Annotated in this window: 21 protein-coding genes; 5 read left to right on the top strand and 16 right to left on the bottom strand. The window is 63.5% G+C overall.

The window, feature by feature from the left end:
* Positions 1-32 precede the first annotated feature (32 nt).
* On the bottom strand, positions 33-1049 hold the full coding sequence (gene trpS / locus U4Y88_RS23420) for a tryptophan--tRNA ligase (protein WP_321786746.1): 1017 nt from the start codon (positions 1047-1049) through the stop codon (positions 33-35).
* A 737-nt stretch (positions 1050-1786) separates the two neighbouring features.
* On the opposite strand from trpS, the gene U4Y88_RS23415 reads away from it, so the two are divergent.
* The 3 genes from U4Y88_RS23415 to U4Y88_RS23405 all read left to right on the top strand — a co-directional run bounded on the left by U4Y88_RS23415 (position 1787) and on the right by U4Y88_RS23405 (position 4783).
* Complete coding sequence (locus tag U4Y88_RS23415; RefSeq protein ID WP_224012882.1) at positions 1787-2638, top strand: AraC family transcriptional regulator; 852 nt, start codon at positions 1787-1789, stop codon at positions 2636-2638.
* A gap of 131 nt (positions 2639-2769) precedes the next feature.
* Positions 2770-4119: an MFS transporter gene (locus tag U4Y88_RS23410; protein WP_321786744.1), complete on the top strand. Its 1350-nt coding sequence runs from the start codon at positions 2770-2772 to the stop codon at positions 4117-4119.
* Positions 4120-4168: 49 nt separating this feature from the next.
* Positions 4169-4783: a carboxymuconolactone decarboxylase family protein gene (locus U4Y88_RS23405; protein WP_321786742.1), complete on the top strand. Its 615-nt coding sequence runs from the start codon at positions 4169-4171 to the stop codon at positions 4781-4783.
* Positions 4784-4828: 45 nt separating this feature from the next.
* Here the strand turns inward: U4Y88_RS23405 and U4Y88_RS23400 are convergent, their stop codons facing one another.
* From U4Y88_RS23400 to U4Y88_RS23380, 5 genes are all read right to left on the bottom strand, one after another.
* The gene (locus U4Y88_RS23400) at positions 4829-6112 is read right to left on the bottom strand and encodes a hypothetical protein (RefSeq protein WP_321786740.1); all 1284 of its coding nucleotides are present in this window, start codon (positions 6110-6112) and stop codon (positions 4829-4831) included.
* A 264-nt stretch (positions 6113-6376) separates the two neighbouring features.
* Positions 6377-6685, bottom strand: coding sequence for a hypothetical protein (locus U4Y88_RS23395; protein ID WP_224012878.1), 309 nt, complete (start codon positions 6683-6685; stop codon positions 6377-6379).
* A 272-nt stretch (positions 6686-6957) separates the two neighbouring features.
* The gene (locus U4Y88_RS23390) at positions 6958-7971 is read right to left on the bottom strand and encodes a hypothetical protein (RefSeq protein ID WP_321786738.1); all 1014 of its coding nucleotides are present in this window, start codon (positions 7969-7971) and stop codon (positions 6958-6960) included.
* A gap of 83 nt (positions 7972-8054) precedes the next feature.
* A complete protein-coding gene (locus tag U4Y88_RS23385) occupies positions 8055-8579 on the bottom strand; it encodes a GFA family protein (RefSeq protein WP_321786736.1) in 525 nt (174 codons plus the stop codon).
* Positions 8537-9379 (bottom strand): DMT family transporter, encoded by an 843-nt coding sequence (locus U4Y88_RS23380; RefSeq protein WP_310630758.1) that lies wholly within the window; start codon positions 9377-9379, stop codon positions 8537-8539. The genes U4Y88_RS23385 and U4Y88_RS23380 overlap by 43 nt, the downstream gene beginning before the upstream one ends.
* Positions 9380-9526: 147 nt before the next feature.
* Here U4Y88_RS23380 and gcvA point away from each other — a divergent pair, with 147 nt between their 5' ends.
* Positions 9527-10438, top strand: coding sequence for a transcriptional regulator GcvA (gene gcvA / locus U4Y88_RS23375; protein WP_224012874.1), 912 nt, complete (start codon positions 9527-9529; stop codon positions 10436-10438).
* Positions 10439-10447: 9 nt separating this feature from the next.
* Here gcvA and U4Y88_RS23370 read toward each other — a convergent pair whose 3' ends face one another.
* Positions 10448-11398 (bottom strand): LysR family transcriptional regulator, encoded by a 951-nt coding sequence (locus U4Y88_RS23370; protein ID WP_224012873.1) that lies wholly within the window; start codon positions 11396-11398, stop codon positions 10448-10450.
* 116 nt (positions 11399-11514) lie between these two features.
* On the opposite strand from U4Y88_RS23370, the gene U4Y88_RS23365 reads away from it, so the two are divergent.
* The gene (locus U4Y88_RS23365; RefSeq protein ID WP_321786734.1) at positions 11515-12012 is read left to right on the top strand and encodes a GNAT family N-acetyltransferase; all 498 of its coding nucleotides are present in this window, start codon (positions 11515-11517) and stop codon (positions 12010-12012) included.
* 70 nt (positions 12013-12082) lie between these two features.
* Here U4Y88_RS23365 and U4Y88_RS23360 read toward each other — a convergent pair whose 3' ends face one another.
* The 9 genes from U4Y88_RS23360 to U4Y88_RS23320 all read right to left on the bottom strand — a co-directional run.
* The gene (locus tag U4Y88_RS23360) at positions 12083-13420 is read right to left on the bottom strand and encodes a cytochrome c (protein WP_310630762.1); all 1338 of its coding nucleotides are present in this window, start codon (positions 13418-13420) and stop codon (positions 12083-12085) included.
* A 10-nt stretch (positions 13421-13430) separates the two neighbouring features.
* The gene (locus U4Y88_RS23355; protein ID WP_224012870.1) at positions 13431-15032 is read right to left on the bottom strand and encodes a GMC family oxidoreductase; all 1602 of its coding nucleotides are present in this window, start codon (positions 15030-15032) and stop codon (positions 13431-13433) included.
* A gap of 13 nt (positions 15033-15045) precedes the next feature.
* On the bottom strand, positions 15046-15603 hold the full coding sequence (locus U4Y88_RS23350; RefSeq protein ID WP_321786732.1) for a sugar dehydrogenase complex small subunit: 558 nt from the start codon (positions 15601-15603) through the stop codon (positions 15046-15048).
* 196 nt (positions 15604-15799) lie between these two features.
* Positions 15800-15964, bottom strand: a complete 165-nt coding sequence (locus U4Y88_RS23345) for a hypothetical protein (RefSeq protein WP_321786730.1) — start codon at positions 15962-15964, stop codon at positions 15800-15802.
* Between the two features lie 208 nt (positions 15965-16172).
* Positions 16173-17276 carry a type II secretion system minor pseudopilin GspK gene (gene gspK / locus U4Y88_RS23340; RefSeq protein WP_321786728.1) on the bottom strand — a complete coding sequence of 368 codons (1104 nt, stop codon included), beginning with the start codon at positions 17274-17276 and terminating at the stop codon, positions 16173-16175.
* A 2-nt stretch (positions 17277-17278) separates the two neighbouring features.
* Positions 17279-17965 carry a type II secretion system protein J gene (locus U4Y88_RS23335; protein ID WP_321786726.1) on the bottom strand — a complete coding sequence of 229 codons (687 nt, stop codon included), beginning with the start codon at positions 17963-17965 and terminating at the stop codon, positions 17279-17281.
* Entirely contained in the window at positions 17943-18341 is a 399-nt protein-coding gene (gene gspI, locus U4Y88_RS23330) for a type II secretion system minor pseudopilin GspI (protein WP_224012865.1), read from the bottom strand. Before gspI ends, U4Y88_RS23335 begins: the two co-directional genes overlap by 23 nt.
* Position 18342: 1 nt before the next feature.
* Positions 18343-18822, bottom strand: a complete 480-nt coding sequence (locus U4Y88_RS23325) for a GspH/FimT family pseudopilin (RefSeq protein WP_310630766.1) — start codon at positions 18820-18822, stop codon at positions 18343-18345.
* 46 nt (positions 18823-18868) lie between these two features.
* Positions 18869-19091 (bottom strand): type II secretion system F family protein (locus U4Y88_RS23320; RefSeq protein ID WP_321785830.1); only part of this gene is annotated, 223 nt, incomplete at its 5' end.

The raw sequence follows: 19091 nt of genomic DNA, 5'->3' as shown, positions 1-19091 counted from the left end.
CGCTCCTCGGTGCTGGAACTCAATGCTGAATCTCAGTTCTGGAAATAGCTGAGCCCCAGCGCGCCCTTCACCTCGGACAGCGTCTGCGCCGCCACTTCCCGCGCGCGCATCGTGCCGCGACGCAGAATCTCCATCACCTCGCCACGGTCGGCTTCCAGTTCCTGACGACGCGTGCGAATCGGTTCGATCAGCGTTTGAAGGCGCTCATTGAGCACGCGCTTCACCACGCTGTCGCCCAGACCGCCGCGCTGATAATGCGCTTTCAGTTCATCGACCTTTTGCACATCGGGTTCGAACGCATCGAGAAACGCGAACACGACATTCCCTTCCACCTGCCCCGGATCGCTGACGCGCAGATGGTTCGGATCGGTGTACATATTGTTCACGGCCTTGGTGATTTCGTCCGGCGTCGCGCCCAACGCAATGGCGTTGCCGAGCGACTTGCTCATCTTGGCCTTGCCGTCGATGCCGGGCAGGCGCGTGACCTGCGAAAGCACCGCCTCGCATTCGACCAGCACCGCGCGATCGACCGTGTTGTTGAAGCGGCGCACGAGCTCGTTGGTTTGCTCGATCATCGGCAACTGATCGTCGCCGACCGGCACGTGCGTGGCCTTGAACGCCGTGATATCGGCGGCCTGACTGACCGGATACGTCAGGAAACCGGCCGGAATATCGCGCTCGAATCCGCGCAGGCGAATTTCTTCCTTAATGGTCGGATTGCGTTCGAGACGCGCGACAGTCACGAGATTGAGCAGATACTGGGACAACTCCGCGAGTTCCGGCACCTGCGATTGAATCAGAATGGTCGACTTCGCGGGATCGATGCCGGCAGCGAGATAATCGAGCGCGACTTCGACGACATTCTCGGTGACTTTCTGATGGCGGCCGACGTTATCGGTCAGCGCCTGCACATCGGCGAGCAGCAGAAACTGATTGGCTTCGTGCTGAAGCTGAACGCGCGCGCGCAGCGAGCCGATATAGTGGCCGAGATGCAGCGGGCCGGTGGTCCGGTCGCCGGTCAGGATCGTGGAACGGGTGGCTTGGGTCATTGACGGGTGCCTCACAGTGTTCGAGCTGTTCGATGCACCAGTCGTCGGCGTGCAGAAACGAAAATGCCGCCAGGACTGGCGGCATCACGTTTGCATTATGCGTGGGGAAACGGGCCGCCGGATTCAGGCGCGCCACCAACCATGCAGCATGAGCGTAAGCGGTTTGGTTTCCATGGGAGGGAGTATAGCGTAGGCGGAGATCGAAGGTGAAATTGCAGCTATCCGTGTGCATTCGGCCGGTGGGTGCGTCGATCGCTCAATCCCAACGGCTTTTCTGCCGCGTGCAGCACAAGCCGTCCGAAAAGTGGACCGGGTTCATGATCGGCGAAAATCAATTAGGATGACTTCACAATCATTTCGGTAATGAACTGAAAAGCAGCAGCGCGGTGCCCGTTTTCGCATTCGAAGAGACGTGCCACGCCAAAACGCCGCGCTCGCTCTCACGCATCGCCCTTACCACGCCAGCGACCCCATCAAATACTTCCGGCCCGCTGAAAGCGACGCGTGCCGGGACTGACCGAAATCGACTGCGGCACGCGCACGATCGGCGTGTCGATCAGGATGCCCGTCGCGGTGCGTTTGGCACCAATGCCCTGAGTGGGACCGGTCGGCGACAAACTCGCGCCCCACCCGTTAATGATAATGCTTCTTATTCCAACCACAAAAGCTATACTTCCCACGGCGACGAACGACGACTTGTTCGATCACCCGGACAACTTTTGTCCAGATGGAATGTTATGGAAGCCTTTTCGATTCAAACCGACAATCCGCGCGCGAAGCTCCGGGCCGCCGCGCCACCCGCGCCGCCGACGCCGAAAAGCGATTTGCCGGCCGTGTTCGGTCAGGCCATCGAATACGAGTCGGGCGCGCGCGAGATCGCGCACACGCATGCGCGCGCGCAGCTGCTCTACGCGACGAGCGGGCTAATCCGCGTGCGTACGCCGGCCGCGAGCTGGGTCGTCACGCCCGACTGCGCGATGCTCGTGCCGCCGCGCGTCGAGCACGAACTGGAGATGGTTGGCAAGGTCGGCTTCCGCACGCTTTACGTCGATCCCTGCCCGGCGATCGGCGGCGACGAAGGCCGTCTGCTGCCCGTCAACGGCCTGCTGCGCGAAGCGATCCTCGCGATGGTGCAGGAACCCACGCGCACGCGCGAACCGGGCAGTCTCGCCGATATCCTCACGCAGTTGATCGTCAATCTGCTCGCCGCGGCCTCGCCCGCCGACGACCAGCCTGGCCGTCTGCCGCTGCCGCAACATCCGCGCTTGCACCGCATCTGCCAGGCGCTGATCGCGCAGCCCGCCAATAACGATTCGCTCGAACACTGGGGCGACCGCTTCGGCGCGAGTTCGCGCACGCTCGCGCGGCATTTCCAGCGCGAGACCGGCATGCCGTTTGCGAAGTGGCGCGAGCAGATGCGCGTGTCCGAGGCGATGTGCCTGCTCTCGACCCATACGCCGATCGACGAAGTCGCGAGCCGCCTCGGTTACGCCGACGCGAATTCGTTCGCCGTGATGTTCAAGCGCGTGCTGCAAATGACGCCGCTGAAATACCAGTCGATGATGTGTGGCGTGCTGGGCGGGGCGTGAGGGTCATCGCAGCAAATCGCGATTCCCACGTTGCTTATACGGCGCCAGCCTTCGAACGAAAGCACAAATCGTTGTTAGCTCAATGACAGGAACAATGGTCCACTGATCGGCTTTCCTATGCTGATCGGATCATGTCAACCCGCTCCTCCTCTTCGTCGCCGCGCAACGGCGCGGCACGCGTCGGCTTCGCCGCGTTCATCGGCACCACGATCGAGTGGTACGACTTCTACATTTACAGCACCGCATCGGCGCTCATCTTCAGCCACGCGTTCTTTCCCGCCAGCGCCAGCGCGTTGACCGGCATTCTCGGCTCGTTCGCGGCCTATGGCGTGGGCTTTTTCGCGCGTCCGCTCGGCGCGGTGTTCGCGGGCCATTTCGGCGACCGCATCGGACGCAAACGCGTGCTGGTGTTTTCGCTCGTGCTGATGGGCATCGCCACGCTGCTCACGGGTCTGCTGCCGACTTACGAAACGGCAGGCTTGCTGGCGACCGCGCTGCTCGTCACACTGCGTCTGCTGCAAGGCATCGCGACCGGTGCCGAATGGGGCGGCGCGTCGCTGCTCTCGGTCGAGCATGCGAGCGAGCGTTCGCGCGGCCTGCTCGGCTCGTTCACGCAGGTCGGTTCGGCGGCGGGCATGCTGCTCGCGTCGGGCACGTTCCTCGCGGTGCGGCAGTGGCTGTCCGCCGATGCGTTCACCGCGTGGGGCTGGCGTCTGCCGTTTCTGTTCAGCGTCGTGCTGGTGGCCGTGGGTGTGTTCGTGCGCGCGCGCATTCACGAGCCCGCGCCGTTTCTCGATGCGCAGGCCGAAGGCAAGATCCGCCGCCTGCCGGTCGCCGATGTGTTCCGCCATCATCGACGCGCGCTGTTCGTCACGATCGGCTTGCGGCTGCTGCAACCGGCCATGTACGCGATCGTCACCACTTACGCGATCAGCTATCTGAATCTCAAGCGCGGCGGCGCGTCGTTCGCGCTGAGCGCGGTGATCATCGGCTCGGCGTTCGCCATCGTCGCGACGCCGCTGTGGGCCGCGCTGTCCGACCGCATCGGCCGCAAGCGTCCGGCCGTCTGGGCGGTGGTCGGCATCAGCCTGCTGGTCTGGCCGTTCTTCTGGTTCCTCGACAACGGCGATCTGCGTTATCTGCCGGTCGTGTTCGCGATCGAACTCGCGCTGTTCGACGCGGCGATCTACGCGCCCGGCGCGGCCTGGTTCGCCGAGCAGTTTCCCGTCGAGGTACGCTACAGCGGCATCTCGCTCGGCTACCAGATCGGCACGCTGATTTCAGGCGGCCTGACGCCTTTCGTCGCCGCTGCGCTGCTCGCGCTCGGCCACGGTTCGCCGTGGTACATCTGCGCGTATATCAGCGCGCTCGGCGTGTTGAGCCTGATTGCCGTGCTCGCGGCGGCGGACCCCGCACGCCGGTTGCGCGACGCGCGGCTCGCGGTTTCGCCGGGCGACGCCGCGATTGCGAACCCACGTTGATGTCTTGCGCTGTTCCCTGCGCCGATCACTTTTTACCGAGTCAATTTCGATGAGCGAATCCCGCACACACGACGACGAAGCCCGCATCGTGGGCGCCCTCGAACGCCGCCACGCCGGCCCGAAAGCCTTTCGCGCGCTGTCCGCGCCGGTCTGGCGCGCGGGCCGATTGTCGGAGAAGGACAAGCATCTGGTGGCGGTCGCGATTGCGCAGATCACGCGCTGCGCGTTCTGCATCGAACATCACGCGGCGCTCGCGCGCCAATGCGGCGCGACCGAAGCCGAAGCGCTGGCCGTGAGCTATGTGAGCGCGGCGCTGGAATCGATCGGCGAAGGCACGCTGAGCGTCACGCACGGCGCGCTCTCGATCGAGGATGAAGCCGCCGTTCGCGGCACGTCCGTCGCGCAGGCGCGCCTCGCGTTCGCGCAATCGGTGTTCGCCACCGATGCGATCGACGCGCCGCTGGTCTGGATCACCGCGGCAGCCGTGGCCTATGCGCAATCCAACGACGCGCGTCGCCAGGCGCTGCACGCACAGGCATTAGCCGCCGATGCGCATCCCGACGCGCTGGACGAAGCGTATGCGATTGCCGTCGTGCTGCGCGCGGGCGCGGTCTACGCGCATACGCTGCATGTCACGGATGCGTTTCGCGACACGCGCGCGTAAACGCGTACGTAATGCGCGTACGTAATGCGCGTAACGTCGCGCGATTCAGGCCGCGCGACGCGAATTCGGCGCGAAGATCTTGCGCATCTTCGTGCCGAGCCTGCGCAACGGCGCGCGCTTGAGCGCCTTCACCTGCTGCTTCGCGCTTTCGAGCGCGCTGCGCGTGGCGGCGAGTTCATTCACCAGCGCAGCGTCCGCGGCGATACCGTCGATCAGCGCGATATCCACCACGCGCGTCGAGCGATGCAGCGGCACCACGCTGTGCGGCCAGTTCACATTGGGACCGAAAGCGAGCACCTGAGTCGCTTGCGCGAGCTTGCTGGTCCAGAACGATTGCGTGTCCGCGTTGATCTCGCCCGATTCGGCAAGCTCGCGCGACAGCGCCAATGCGTCGAGGTGAATCTCCAGACCGCGCGCCGCGTCGAAACCGGTTTGACGCGGACCATCGGCCGATTGCACGCTGCCGAACGACGGATTCAAACCCGACATCTTCGCGATCCATTGCTCCGCCGCCTGCGCATAAACCGGCGAGCGCGCGGCGAGGTCGCAATCGAATACCGCATCGGACGACGTGAACGCGTGCCGCAGCGTCAACAGCCAATGCGCGAGAAAGCCGCGATAGGCGTCGGCGGGATCGATTTTCGCGACATAGTCCTTGAAGAACGACAGACGCGCTTCGAGCGTGATGACCTCGCCGCTCTCCGTCTCATCAGGCACTTCCGGCAAGTCGATCCGCAGCGCTTCCATCACCTTGCGCGCGAGCGGCACGTGGCGGTTCATGTCGAGCACGGCAAACGGAATGGCAACGAAGTGCGCGTTGCGATGCTTCGCGAGCAATTCCCAGCACGATTGCCATTGCGTGATCGGATTCTTCAGGACAACGATATGCACGGCGTCGGGAAAGGTTTTGTAGAACCAGTCGAGACGCCCCAGCGAACGGCAGAATTTGAAAACCGGCACGCGCTTTTCGGCGGTCGCATGGCGCGTGAGCGTGTTCAGATAATCGACGATGCGCGGCGCGGCTTCGGGCGCTTCGCCGGAAAAACTGTCCACGGAAAAGATGTCTTCGTAACCGGCGATGCCGGGCTGATCGCCATCGAGCAGATGCGCGAATTCAGCGAAATACGGGCTTTCCAGATTCGGGTGGCCCGAACGCCAACTGCTCGCGGTGCTTTTGTCGAGCATGTCGCGGTCGATGGCCGCGAGCATTTCATGCAGCGGTTCGTAGTACCCCGTCACCTGATCGAGATTGCGAAAACAGGACCATAACCATGTGCCCGCGGTGCGATAGCCGGTGTGCAGGAAAATGGCTTTGGGTTCGGATTGCATGCGACCTCGGTAATGAATTCAAATGCCCGCAGCCGAATGAAACCGACGACAGACCAACGCTGAAACGCTGGAGTGTAGGTCGACCAAAACTTTCACAGGTTACACGCAGCATTACGAACGATTACGAATTGAATTCAATCAGCTGTCACGCGCGTCGCGATAACGTTTGCGGATACGAAAAAGCCCAGGCGGTCAGGCCTGGGCTTTTCGGCAACGCACGGCGCGCGGGCGCGTCTGAACGCCCGGTGCGCGTTCAGAGCGTGCTCAATGCTGCGGTGCGAAATTGGCGGGCGCGACCCAGCGGAAGCCAGTCAGGACCTTGCCCTTGAACTGGCATTCGAACTGCGCGGGCACGAGCGACTGCGTGCGCCGGTCTTCCATCATGCCGCTCACGGTGACCGTGCGGCCATCCGCCGACGGCCGCTTGTCGCTGACCGAAACGAGCGCGGGTTCCGCGGACGTCTGCATTTTTTCCACGCACTGGTCGGTATTTTTTTCGGCCACCGAAGCGCAGCCTTCGAGCGACAACGCAGCAGCGATCAGCGCGAATGCCACGAGCCTGTCCTTCTTCATATCTTCTCCCTCACACTTCGAATACGGTTCATTGTCCCCAGATTCATACGGCATGCCTGGCCGACGCCGATTCTATCTCAGCGGCGAGTCAATTCTTCATAACGAAGCGTCGAGAATGTATTCGGACGTCGATGAAAAAAAAGCCCCGGCGATTCGACCAGGGCTTTGCGGATCGCCGGAAACCACGCCCGGCGATCGGTGGACGCTCATTCGACGCACGCCCGCGCCATTCATAATCCGCAAGAAAACCGTGAAAACCCGTAGCTAAACGCTCAGCGGCGCATGCCGCCCCCACCGCCCCCACCGCCCGCGCCGAAACTGCCACCGGACCAGCCGCCACCGCTCGAACCTTGCGTCGCGCCCGTCTCTGTGGTGTCCGACTGGCTGTCGTCGAGCGTCGACGCGCGCGCGGCGTTGCGGCTGCGCGTGATCGTCAAACCTGCCGCGCCCGGGCCGTGCGCCGCGTCCAGCGCGGCGAAACCGCCCGCTTCGTGCGCATCGTGCGCGTGATGGGCGGGGGCCGCATTCGCGTTCAGCGACGGATGCGAGCCATACACGTAGCCCTGCCCCACGCCAATCGCGAGGCTCACGCCCACCGGCCCGCAGCCCGTGCTGATCACGGCGGCCTCCTGCGTAAACGAGCCCATCGTGCCCACGCCCGCCGACATCTCGCCGTTCACCGAGACCGGCGCACATTGCATCGCGTCGATCACGACGCCGTTCTCCGGCACCGTCACGTCGATGAAATCGTTCCCGCCGATCAACACACTCGCCAGTTTGCCGGGCGCGAGCACGCCGCCGCGGCTCGCGCCGGTCGTGACGAACTGGATATCGGCGGCAAAACCGGTGAGGTGCGCCGCATGGGGCGGCAGCGTGACGCGATACGCCGCATCGCGCGGACCATCGTCGATGCCCGCGAAACTGCCGCCTCGCGTCACGATCCTGAACCCGATGCCGGGCAGATTGGTCGCGTAGACCTTGCCGAGTCCCGAACTCGTGTCGGCGGGCGCGTACACGCGCAATTCGCGTGCGTTGTCCGGGCCGCTGCACGTGAAGGGCAAGTCGTTGAGCGCGGCCACGTGGGCCGAGCCGACCGGCGTTCCCACCGGCGCATTGAGCGGCACCGAGAGTTGCACGGGCGAAAGCGGCAGCACCAGCACGCCGGGATTCGCGGTCGGGCGACAATCGGCGTGCGCGAGCGGCACGTAACAGCCGGCGAGCAACGCCAGCGCGGCAGCGAGCCAGCGTGCGCCGCGACGCGCAATCGATTCGAAAGAGCGGAGCATCGTAGAAAAGAGGCAATTGAGCGCGAGCGATTCTACGGCAGCGCGATTTCAGTGCGCCGACATGCAATTTACCGATTGTTACTTCAGTGTGACGCCCGCGCCTGGTCCTGCGCGATAAAGCGCATCACGCCCGCCTGGCGTGCGGGCTCTCCAGTGTCGCCCGGATGATGGATGCCATCCGTGACCGGCACCTCGGCGAAATCGAACGGGCTGACGCCTTCGAGACACGCCACGTTGACCGCGTAATGCTGCGGATTCGACCGACGTTGAAGATGCGTAGCGATGCCGCAGCGCGAACAGAAAAAGTGCTGCGCGACGCCGGTATTGAAGCGATAACGGGTCAGCACGTCCTCGCCTTGCAGAAACCGGATGCCGTCCGTTGCGACCGCGACGACCGCGGCGCCGCGCATCCGGCAATAGGAGCAATTGCAGCGGCGGATCGAATTGAAACCGTCGCTCAGTTTCACTTCGAAACGCACCGCGCCGCAATGGCATTGCGCTCTCAGATTGTTCGGATCGCTAATCATGTTGAAACATTCTCCCGGCTGAAAGTCATTTGCAATTTTTAGAGCCCCAGACACACCGCGCCCGACGCCACGATCAGGCAAGCGATCCAGCGCGACGCGCTCACCGTTTCGCGTAGAAACACGCGCCCGATCAGCACCGCGAACACCACGCTGGTCTCGCGCAACGCCGATACCGCCCCCATCGCGCCCGACTGCAGCGCCCAGATCACGATGCCATAGGCCGCGATCGACACCAGCCCGCCGACGACCGAGGTGCCGAGCGCCAGCGGCTCGTCGCGCAACGACTGCCGCAACGGCGCGACGCCGCGCATCGCGACGAAGTAGAGCGGCGTCAGCCAGTAGAACAGGAACATCCACGCGGTATAGGCCACCGACTGACCATCGGACAGCCGCACGCCGATGCCGTCGATCACGGTATAAAGCGCAATCGTCGCGCCGGTCGTCAGCGCGGCCAGCGCGCCCGAACGCGAAACGTGGCGGCCCATCAACGCGATCGCACAGATGCCGCCCGAAATCATCACGATCCCGAGCGCGTGCACGGGGCCGATCGCCTCGTGCGCAAACAGCGCCGCGCCGAGCGTCACGAGCAGCGGCGACGAACCGCGCGCGATCGGATAGGCGAGCGCCAGATCGTTGCGTCGATACGAGCGCACGAGACTCACGTTGTAGAAGAAATGCACGAGCCCCGACGCGACGATATACGGCCACGACGCGCTCGCGGGCAGCGGGTTCGCGACGATCACGAGCGTCGCGCAGGTCGCGATGGCGATGCTCATCCACGTCATCGACAAAAAACGGTCACGGTTGCCGTGCAGCATCGCGTTCCAGGTCGCGTGGAGCATGGCGGCGAGCAGCACGATACCGCCGGTGTAACTGAGCATGGGCGTGGTGATTGAAAGGACGTAAAAGGCGGCAAGGGGCTTGAATCGGCGCAGTGAATCAACGCCATGAAGCAGCAAGAATAACTATCTTGTCCGCGACCAACAAACCAGATAAATTGCGGTTTCGCGCCAGATAAACTCATCCGAATGAAACCCGTCTTGCCCCCGTTGAACGCCCTGCGCGCTTTCGAGTCCGCGGGCCGGCTCGGCAGTTTCAAGGACGCCGCAGCGGAATTGCACGTGACGCCCGGCGCGGTGAGCCAGCACGTGCGTCTGCTGGAAGAATGGCTGGGCGCGCCGCTGTTCGAGCGGCTCAACCGGCGCGTGCAGTTGACGCCCGCGGCGCAGGTCTATCTCGACGAAATCGGCCCGTTGTTCGAGCAGCTATCGCAGGCCACGGCGCGTTACGGCGCGCCGCGCGCGGTGCCCCGCACGCTGACCGTGAGTTCGCTCGCCACGTTCACCTTGCGCTGGCTGGTGCCGAGGCTCGCGAAATTCCGCGCCGAGCACCCCGATATCGAGGTGAAGGTGGAGACCTCGAACGAGCCGCCCGAGAGCCTCAAGGACGGTTACGACGTGATCATTCGCGGCGGCCCGGACACGTTTTACGGCTATGCGATGCGCCCGTTCCTGACCGAGGAGCGGCTGCCGGTCTGCAGCCCGGCGCTGTTGCGGCACGCGCCGCTGCGCACGCCCGCCGACTTGCGCGCGCATACCTTGCTGCATACGTCGAGTCTGCCGAGGCTCTGGCCCGACTGGCTGGCGAGCGCGCAGATTCCCGCGCTGACGCCCGCCGCCACGCTGACCTTCGATCACTTCTATCTGACCTTGCAGGCCGCGATCGACGGCATCGGCATCGCGATGGGCCCGACCGCGCTGGTCGCCGACGATCTCGCGGCCGGCCGGCTCGTCACGCCGTTCGCGGGGCCGCGTTTGCCGTCACGCAGCTATTGCACCTATGTCGCCGATGAAAAGGCCGACGACGAACGCGTGCTGCTGTTCCGCGCGTGGCTCGAACGCGAGGGAATGGGAGCGCAGGTTCGCGGCACGAAGCGCTGAAACCGTCACTCAGGCGCGCGCCTTGCGCGTCTTCGACCCGCGCGAATCCGGCACGGTTTGCAGCAGTTGATCGCGTATCCAGCGATGCGCGGGCGTACCCGCGTGCCGCGTGTGCTGATAGATTTTCAGCGTATAACGCGGCGCGGCAAACGGCGTGGGAAAGATCTCGACCGGTGCGGCGTCGCGCAGAATCAACGCGGCGCGCTGCGGCACCGTCATCAGCAAATTCGAGCGCGCGACGATAAACGGCGCGACCAGCACGCTCGGCAAATGCACCGCCACTTCTCGCGCCACGCCAAGCCTGTCGAGCACCCGATCGATCGCGCCGCGCGACTCGTCCCACGGCGTGACCACCACGTGCTGCGCGGCGAGATAGTGCGCCATGCTCAGCTTGCGGCGAATCGACGGATGCTCGCGGCTCGCGATCACCACGTAGTCGTCGGAAAACCAGTCGGCGCTTTCGACACCTGCGGGCAAGGGCAGCGCTTCCTCGTCGTAACCCAGCGCGAAATCGATACGGCCCGAAGCGAGTTCGTCGGCGGACTCGCGTCCGCGCGAATACACGATCTTGAAGCGCAGTTTGGGCGCGACGTCCTGCATTCTCGCGATAAACGCGGGCAGCATGGCGAACGCCGTGTAATCGGTGGCGGCAAAAACAAACGTGCGCTCGCTCGCGGCGGGATCGAACTGGCGCGCGGGCGCGAGGCCCGCATGCAGCAAATCGAGCGCCTCGCCAATCGGGCGCATCATGCCTTCCGCCGTGGCCGTCGGGCGCATTTCATTACCGATGCGCACGAACAATTCGTCGGCGAGCGCGTCGCGCAGCCGCGCCAGCGCGTGACTCAGCGCCGACGCGCTCATCGCCAGTTCTTCCGCGGCCAGCGTCACCGAGCGATGGCGCACGAGCGCGTCGAAAACCAGCAGCAGGTTCAGGTCGAGCCGACGCAAATCACGATGCATACTGTTCAATCCATGATGACAACAATGCAGTATACGCAGATCGGATATCGACTACCATCGTCAACCTGCTGATCGTTTTGCAGCTTCATTGTTTATCTGGAACCGTTTATACCGCCATGGCACTGACAATCCGGCCCGCAACCGCGAACGACGCGGCCCTCATTCTTCGCTTCATTACCGAACTCGCGATTTACGAAAAGGCCGAAGATCAGGTCGCCGCGACCACGGAAACCATTACGTCCTCGTTATTCAACGATGCATCGCCCGCGAAGGCGCTGATCTGCGAACTCGACGGCCAGGCCGTCGGTTACGCCGTGTATTTCTTTTCGTATTCGACGTGGCAGGCCAAATCCGGTTTGTATCTGGAAGACCTCTACGTTTCGCCCGACGCGCGCGGTCAGGGTGCGGGCAAACGCCTGTTGCAGCATCTCGCCGGTATCGCCGTGGAAAAGGGATGCGGCCGCTTCGAATGGAGCGTGCTCGACTGGAACACACCGGCTATCGAGTTTTATCAATCGCTCGGCGCGAAACCGCAGGATGAATGGATTCGCTATCGCCTTGAAGGCGAGGCCATTCGAACGCTCGCCGTCTCGGCAACGAGGATCGAAGCGTAAAACGAGTGAATGGATCACTCGAAAAAAAAGCGGGCCGAGGCCCGCTTTTTTTGTCGCGCTAAAACACGCTTCAGCGCATCTTCGCGACTTTATCCGCCGTGATCGTCGCGGACGGATTACCGAATTGCGTCGTGACGAAATTCACCAGCGTCGCAATTTCGCTATCGCTGAGTTCGCCCTTGAATGCCGGCATCGCCACATGACCCGCATTGGTCTGGCGGCTCACGCCGTGCAGCACGACCATCGTGAGATTGTCGGCGTTCGACGCGCCCACGCTGCTGTTATGCAGCAGCGACGGATACGCGCCCGCGTCCTTGCCGCCCACGCCCGAGCCTTGCCAGCCGTGGCAGCTCGCGCAATTGGCATTGAACAGCGTGCGGCCATCGGCAGCTCCACCCGCGCCGAGCACGGTCAGCGGCTGATTGCGCAACGCGCTCACGCTCTGGATCGGCGAACCCCAACCATAACGCGGCAGGTTCGTGGCGCTCATGCCGTTATTCTGCGCGGGCACCGTGCGCAGATACGTCGCCATCGCGCGCAGATCCTGATCCGAGAGAAAGCGCGTGCTGTTCTCGACGACTTCGGCCATCGGACCCGCCGCATTCGCCTTGCCGGGCACCGCGCCGTCACGCAGATACGCGATCAGCTCCGCGTCGCTCCAGCCGCCGATGCCTGCAACGTTGTCGGGCGTGATGTTATACGCCGTCCAGTTGCCGAGTTGCGCGCCCGCGAGCGACTGGCTCGACAGGCCCTGCATGAAATTGCGCGGCGTGTGGCACTCCTGGCAATGCGCGAGCGCGCCCACCAGATACGCCCCGCGATTCCATTCGGCACTCTTCGCGGGATCGGGCTGGAAACGGCCCGAATCGAAATTGAAGAGATTCCAGAACACCATCGCCCAGCGCTGATTGAACGGGAAGCCGAGCGTATTCGCGGGCGCCGCTTTCGCGACCGGCGCAATCGTGCGCAGATACGCACGGATCGCGAGAATGTCGTCGTCGGTCAGTTGCGTATAGGACGTATAAGGCATCGCCGGATACAGGCGCTTGCCGTCCTTCGATTTACCTTCGCGCACCGCGCCGATAAAGTCCGCATCGCTCAGATTGCCGATGCCATACGTTTTATCGGGCGTAATATTCGTCGAATAGATCGTGCCGAACGGCAGATCGAACGGCACGCCGCCTGCATAAGGCTGCGCCTTGTTCGACGTATGGCAGGCAATGCAGTCCGCCGCGCGTGCGAGATATTCACCGCGCTTGACGAGCGCGGCCTCGTCGCTGGCGCTGGCCGCGTGCGCGAGCGTGCCGGTCAGCGCGCCGCTCAAGGCCAGCGCGCTGGCAGGCAGCCATTTGCGCAATACGCTGAAGATTGAACGCGGGCTCGTGTTGATCTTGTGGGTCAGTTTCATCGCGCGCGCCTCAAGCATGTTTCATTTCGTCGATCAGCTTGTCGGCGAGACGCATCGACAGCGCACAAAGCGTGAGCGTGCAATTCACCGTGCCCGCGCTCGCCATCGTGCCGCTCGACGCGATGAAGAGATTCTCGTGATCGTGCGAACGCAGATCCTTGTCGACCACCGAATCACGCGGATCGTCGCCCATGATGAGCGTGCCCATGATGTGATTGTTGTTGAAGTACGAATCGTCGAAACGCACTTCGGTGCCGCCAAACAGGTTCGCGATATTGGCGTAATGGCCGCGCGCGACCTTCGCCGCCCGGTTGATGTAATCGTCGATACGGTAATGCACTTCGGGACGCGCGATGCCCAGTTTGTCCTTGAATTCGGTGCTCGCCGTAATGCGGTTTTCCGGGTCCGGCAGAATATCGAAGAAGCTGTTCACCACGACCCAGCGCGAGGCGTAATCGCGAATCTTCTCGTCGAGTTCCGCGCCGTAGACGCCCTTTGAAATCAGATAATCGCTCACGGCGCGCATCGGCGAATAATTGCCGACGTTGAGTTTCATCGCCGAATATTCCGAACGGAATGCACCGTCGCGCAGATTGTTGATGCACGAAAGGCGCATCGGGCCACGGCCCGGCCACATCGGTTCCGCCGAGAGGAACGTGACGGTCGTGCCCGGGTGGTCCATCAGGTTGCGGCCCACCTGGTCCGAGCTATTGCCAATGCCGTTCTGGAACTTGTCGCTTTTCGAAATCAGCATGAGCTTGGGCGTTTCGATCGCGTTCGACGCCAGCACGAAAATCTTGCCGGTCACGCGCTGCGTATTGCCGTCCGGGTCCTTGTAATGGACCGCGACGATGCGCGCGTTTTCATCGTGCTCGATGCGATACACCACGGCATTCGGCAGCAGGCGCGCCTTCGCGGCTTCGGCCTTGCGAATGGCGGTTTCGCCCGTGTATTGCGCTTCGATCGGGCAGATCGGCATGCAGTTGCTGTTGCCGCAGCATGCGGGACGGCCATCGAACGGCGCGGTATTGCGCGCAGCCGGTTCGGTCACGTGCTTGTAGCCCGCTTTCTCGACCACGTCCTTGAACTTCTGGTCGAAGTCCGAGAGCGGCAGCGGCGGATGCGGATACGGCTTCGAGCGCGGCGAACCGAGATCCTCGGGACCGCCCACGCCCATCTCCACTTCGGCCTCGTAGTAATACGGTTCGAGATCGTCGTAACTGATCGGCCAGTCGCGGCCCACGCCATAGAGCGTTTTCAGCTTCATGTCGTTGGGCAGCAGACGCCAGGACTGCGCCGACCAGTGCCACGTCGTGCCGCCGACCATGCGCAGATAGCCCGCCTTGTACTGTTCCGGGCCGCGCTGCACGAGATAGTCGTTCGCCGGCGAATACTGCGGATGCGGCGCGTGCTCGGTGGGCGGATACGGCGACTGGAAATCCGACTTAAATGGACTATTCCGGTAATTTTCGACGATGCGCCAGCGCTCGATGCGCGGCCCCGCTTCGAGCATGAGAACGTCGATGCCCGCCTTGGCGAGCTTCTGTGCGATCTGACCGGACGCGATGCCGGCGCCGACGATCACGACGTCGGCGGAATGGTTCGTTGCCATGGGAATGCGGGGATCAGGAGTGGGACAGCACTGGGGGCTTGGCCCAGTAACCAGGCACGCCGCGCGCGTAGCTCGGCATGACGATGACGTCCGCGATCGGCGGATACATGAGCGCCTGTTCGTAGGCGACGGTGCGCGCGTTCTTGCCGCTGCCGACCACGCCCAGATACCACGCCGTCATGACCTTCTTCGGCAGTTTGGCGAGCGCGGGCTGCGAGGCGTCCAGCACCGATTGCAGCCCATTTGCAGGGGTATTCGTGCGCGCGACGAAGTCGTTGAGCTGTGCGATGATCGCACTCGCGTTCGCGTCGTCACCCTTCAGTCCGGTGAGAATCGCGCGGCCGATTTCCACGTCGAGCGCGGTCTTGCCGGTCAGGTATTGCGAAAGCTTGATGAAAGCGGAGAAGTCGGCATCCGCGTTGGCCGCGGCGGCCTGCGCATGGGCGGCGGCGATGGAGCCCATCGCGCCGAGACCGGCCACGCTCAGCGTGGCGAGCACGGCCGTGCCGATCAGAAATTGCCGCCGCGAAGGCGCGAACGGCTGGGACGGAGATTGCTGTGGAGACGTCATCACGTTTCCAGATTGCGCGTCCGGCGCGCTCTGCGGCGCTTCACCCGAATCAGCAAATCTGTACTAACTGGTTAAAAACGCGTGCAGTGTACTCGATGTGGCGAATTGGCGCACTCCTGCTTACAGAACAGCGTAGTGCAATTCCGCCAAAGCGCCAAATGCCATTTCGACTGCGCGTCTCCCGCAAGCCGCCGTCTTACCAGCCGGGGTCCGCGCCCTGGCAGGTCAATGCGCAGCCCAGCGCGCTCACGGTGCCGACGGTGCCCAGCCCGAAGCCGAGCGCGATATTGCCGAGCGTCGACGAGCAGCCCTGGAGCTGGGTGATAGAGGCGATTGCAATCAGCAGGAGAAGCCTACGCAACCGTAGACCAGCGATAGTTCGAAACACGGGGATAGCCTGTTAGAAAGGGAGTCGTGACGTCCTTTATTGTTGGATCAGCATACGCGCGAGGCGCGTGGACGAAATCGCAATCATCAAGCGAGAAACGGAACTACTTACCAAACCTTCCGCACTTGCATTTTCCTTTCATTTATCGCGCGGCGAGCGCCTGAATCGCCGCGCATCGCCATCAGGGCGCATCCTGCACACGCACGATGCGCGTCTTGTGCACAAGCGGATCGCGCCACACGAGCGTGATCCGGTCCACTTCCGCGCGCTCCTGCTGCACGCTGCCGTGAATGAAGAAGTAGCTGGTCGTGACGTCGTACAGCGACGAATCGAGCGACACGCCGTCCACATCCGCCGCCTGCAGCGCGAGCGTCACGTCGCTCATGTTGCGGAAGAACACCGTCTGGCGCGCGGCGACAAACGTCTGAGCTTTCGCGAGCGTCATGCCCGGCACGATGGCGGTCAGCACCTCCGCGCTCGCGGTATTCATGTTCACCGGCGTCGCATTCGGCAGCACCGTAATGAACGGGCGCAAGCGCGCGACGGCGGCCGGCGTGAAGCCAGGAATGTCGAGCAGCGCGTTCACATCGGTCATCAGCAGCGATGCCGTGGCGCGATGATCGTCGTCGTCATCGTCGTCGATGCCGGGGTTATCGGTGTACTCGTCGCCTTGCGCGGGCGAGCTTTGCGCCGTTGCCGCCGTGCCGCCCGACGTGCTCGCGTTCTCGAAGCGCGTGGCGGAATGCGAGAGGCCCGAGCGCACATACAAGGCCGTCTTGCTCGCCAGCTGCTGGTTGATGCCGAGGACCTGCAGCAGCCGCTGGAACGCCTCCAGTTGCGTGGCATTCACCTGCAGCACGCCCGGCGACGGGTTCGACACGAGGCTGCGCAGATTGAAACGCGACTGCGCATCTTCGACGGTGCCCGACAACCACGTCGATCCGACCTGCCCGCTGCCCTCGCCCTCCATGCCGCCGAGGAAGTGGCTCAGGCGCGTGCGCGCGACCGGCGTGCTCCACAGCCCGCCGAGATACGTGGCGGTCGGCATCGTGTCGGCCTCGGTATGCAGGATCAGGCGCGTCCAGTCGAGCGCGCCGCGCGCGACCCATTGCGCCTGCACGATCAATCGCTGATCTTCGATGCGCCTGACCTGCACCTGTTCGCGCCAGAGAATGCCCGACACCATGATCGCCGAGAGTGTCATCACCAGCAGCGCGGTGATGATGGCCGCGCCGCTTTCGCGCCGTCTTTTGCGGGGATATCGAATGGGAATGCGTGTCGGCATCGTCACTCTCCCACGAGGAATGCTCGGTCGATCGGCCGCGCAAGCGACGACGAACCGATGCTGACCTTGAAGCCCGTCACCGCGCGTGGCAGCGGCATGGCGGCGAGTTGCGGAATCGTCAGATTGTTGTCGTTGGTCGCGATGGCGTTGCGCACGTCCGCCATTTGCGTCGTCCATCCGGTTGGCGGCACGTACAGGCGCACCTGAATTTCGCCGACGCCGTTCATCAGCGGCACCGCGCTCCATGTGCTGTCCGCGCCGCTGCGCATCGCGCGACGGACTTGCCCGAAATTGCCGAGCGGCGGCGACGCATAACGCGTCACCAGACCGTTGGACACCTGATAGCGCACGACTTCGAGACGCGGTGCGTGCCCCGGCGCGATCGGATACGTGCGCACGATCTGCAAGCCCGAGCGGTCGGCGGCAATCGCGCTGCCGCCGGTTTCATCGTCGGATACCGCGAGCCGCGCGTCGATACGCATCTGGTCGAACAACTGCGCGAACACGCGTTCATCCGCCATCGAACGCGAGATGGCATCGCGGCCGCGCGCGATCGCGTCGAGTCCGCGCCACGACAACACAGCGACCACCGCGAGGATCGCCACGGCCACCATCAATTCGATCAGCGTGAAGCCGCGCGCTCGCTTGCGCACGCCAGATCTGTGTTTAAAGCGAGCGGTTGTTTTCATCGTCGAGCATCGTCATGATTTGTGCGAGCGTGCCCTTGTGGCCAGGTGTCGTCACCGAAATTTCGACGCGCCTGAATTGCGCATTCGGCGTGGTGCTCACGCTTTGCGTGCACATCAGCGCGAGATTGCCTTCGGAGCAGTCGAACTGCCGCACGCCGAGCGGCGGCCATGCGTGCGTGAGGCGCAGTTGCGTCAGCGCGTTATCCGCGCTCCAGCCCGCGAGCATGCGCTGATGCAATTCGGCATCGCTCGATGCGAGATTGCCGACCGCGCGCAGCGAGGCCGCGAGCGCCACCGCGATAATCGCCAACGCGACGAGCACTTCGATCATCGTGAAGCCGCGTGCGTGTCGATTGAAACGTTTGGATGCACGCATGTCATCGCACCTCGAAGCGGCCGTTACCGGTACCGACAATCGTCGCCGTGCCCGCTGCGGAATAGAGCGTGATGTTCACGGGCGCATCCACGGCCTCGACGCCGAACACGATGCGAGACTCCGGCGTATCGTCGCGTTCGCCCGGCGACGAAATCCGCACATCGGTCACGCCGCCGTCCCAGTTGCGCGGCCCGAGCAAATCGTCGCGCAGCGGACGCCAGCCGTCGTGCGTATGAATATCGAAACGATAGCCGCCGTGCACGGGCTCCCATGCGATGGATTGCTCGCGGACTTGTGCGTCGTCGTCTGCCGATTCGAACAGCAAGGCGAGACGCTGCGCCTCCTCGTTCAGATCGGTGCGCGGATTGCGGGTCATCGCCAACGACGCCAGCGAAACCAGCAGCCCCGCGATCACCAGCACGACGAGCATTTCGAGCAGGGTGAAACCGGCGGCGCGATGCGTGCGGTGTTTCGCTTTCATCTTCGGCACTTTGGGTCGTTTTAAACTTCGCATTGCCTTCTCGACTTCACTGCACCAGATTATTCAATTCGATGATCGGCAGCATCACGGCGAGCACGATCACGAGCACGACGCCGCCCATCGCCAGAATCAATAGCGGTTCGAGCAAACTCGTCAGGAACATCGTGCGTCGTTCGAGTTCGCGTGCCTCGCCTTCGGCGGCGCGGTCGAGCATCGTCGTGACGTCGCCGGTGGCTTCGCCTGAACGGATCAGATGGACCAGCACGGGC

Source organism: Paraburkholderia sp. J94 (genome assembly GCF_905220285.1).
In the GTDB taxonomy this organism is placed as follows: domain Bacteria; phylum Pseudomonadota; class Gammaproteobacteria; order Burkholderiales; family Burkholderiaceae; genus Paraburkholderia; species Paraburkholderia tropica_A.
This window is presented reverse-complemented; position numbering and strand designations above follow the sequence as displayed.

Excerpts from the sequence above, each read along its gene's own strand:
- U4Y88_RS23370 (WP_224012873.1), bottom strand. The coding sequence starts at position 11,398 with ATGCATCGTGATTTGCGTCGGCTCGACCTGAACCTGCTGCTGGTTTTC.
- trpS (WP_321786746.1), bottom strand. The coding sequence starts at position 1,049 with ATGACCCAAGCCACCCGTTCCACGATCCTGACCGGCGACCGGACCACC.
- U4Y88_RS23380 (WP_310630758.1), bottom strand. The coding sequence starts at position 9,379 with ATGCTCAGTTACACCGGCGGTATCGTGCTGCTCGCCGCCATGCTCCAC.
- U4Y88_RS23400 (WP_321786740.1), bottom strand. The coding sequence starts at position 6,112 with ATGCAATCCGAACCCAAAGCCATTTTCCTGCACACCGGCTATCGCACC.
- U4Y88_RS23415 (WP_224012882.1), top strand. The coding sequence starts at position 1,787 with ATGGAAGCCTTTTCGATTCAAACCGACAATCCGCGCGCGAAGCTCCGG.
- U4Y88_RS23390 (WP_321786738.1), bottom strand. The coding sequence starts at position 7,971 with ATGCTCCGCTCTTTCGAATCGATTGCGCGTCGCGGCGCACGCTGGCTC.
- U4Y88_RS23325 (WP_310630766.1), bottom strand. The coding sequence starts at position 18,822 with ATGAAAGCGAAACACCGCACGCATCGCGCCGCCGGTTTCACCCTGCTC.
- U4Y88_RS23395 (WP_224012878.1), bottom strand. The coding sequence starts at position 6,685 with ATGAAGAAGGACAGGCTCGTGGCATTCGCGCTGATCGCTGCTGCGTTG.
- U4Y88_RS23355 (WP_224012870.1), bottom strand. The coding sequence starts at position 15,032 with ATGGCAACGAACCATTCCGCCGACGTCGTGATCGTCGGCGCCGGCATC.
- U4Y88_RS23335 (WP_321786726.1), bottom strand. The coding sequence starts at position 17,965 with ATGAAAACAACCGCTCGCTTTAAACACAGATCTGGCGTGCGCAAGCGA.
- gcvA (WP_224012874.1), top strand. The coding sequence starts at position 9,527 with ATGAAACCCGTCTTGCCCCCGTTGAACGCCCTGCGCGCTTTCGAGTCC.
- U4Y88_RS23405 (WP_321786742.1), top strand. The coding sequence starts at position 4,169 with ATGAGCGAATCCCGCACACACGACGACGAAGCCCGCATCGTGGGCGCC.
- U4Y88_RS23350 (WP_321786732.1), bottom strand. The coding sequence starts at position 15,603 with ATGACGTCTCCACAGCAATCTCCGTCCCAGCCGTTCGCGCCTTCGCGG.
- U4Y88_RS23365 (WP_321786734.1), top strand. The coding sequence starts at position 11,515 with ATGGCACTGACAATCCGGCCCGCAACCGCGAACGACGCGGCCCTCATT.
- gspI (WP_224012865.1), bottom strand. The coding sequence starts at position 18,341 with ATGCGTGCATCCAAACGTTTCAATCGACACGCACGCGGCTTCACGATG.
- U4Y88_RS23360 (WP_310630762.1), bottom strand. The coding sequence starts at position 13,420 with ATGAAACTGACCCACAAGATCAACACGAGCCCGCGTTCAATCTTCAGC.
- gspK (WP_321786728.1), bottom strand. The coding sequence starts at position 17,276 with ATGCCGACACGCATTCCCATTCGATATCCCCGCAAAAGACGGCGCGAA.
- U4Y88_RS23410 (WP_321786744.1), top strand. The coding sequence starts at position 2,770 with ATGTCAACCCGCTCCTCCTCTTCGTCGCCGCGCAACGGCGCGGCACGC.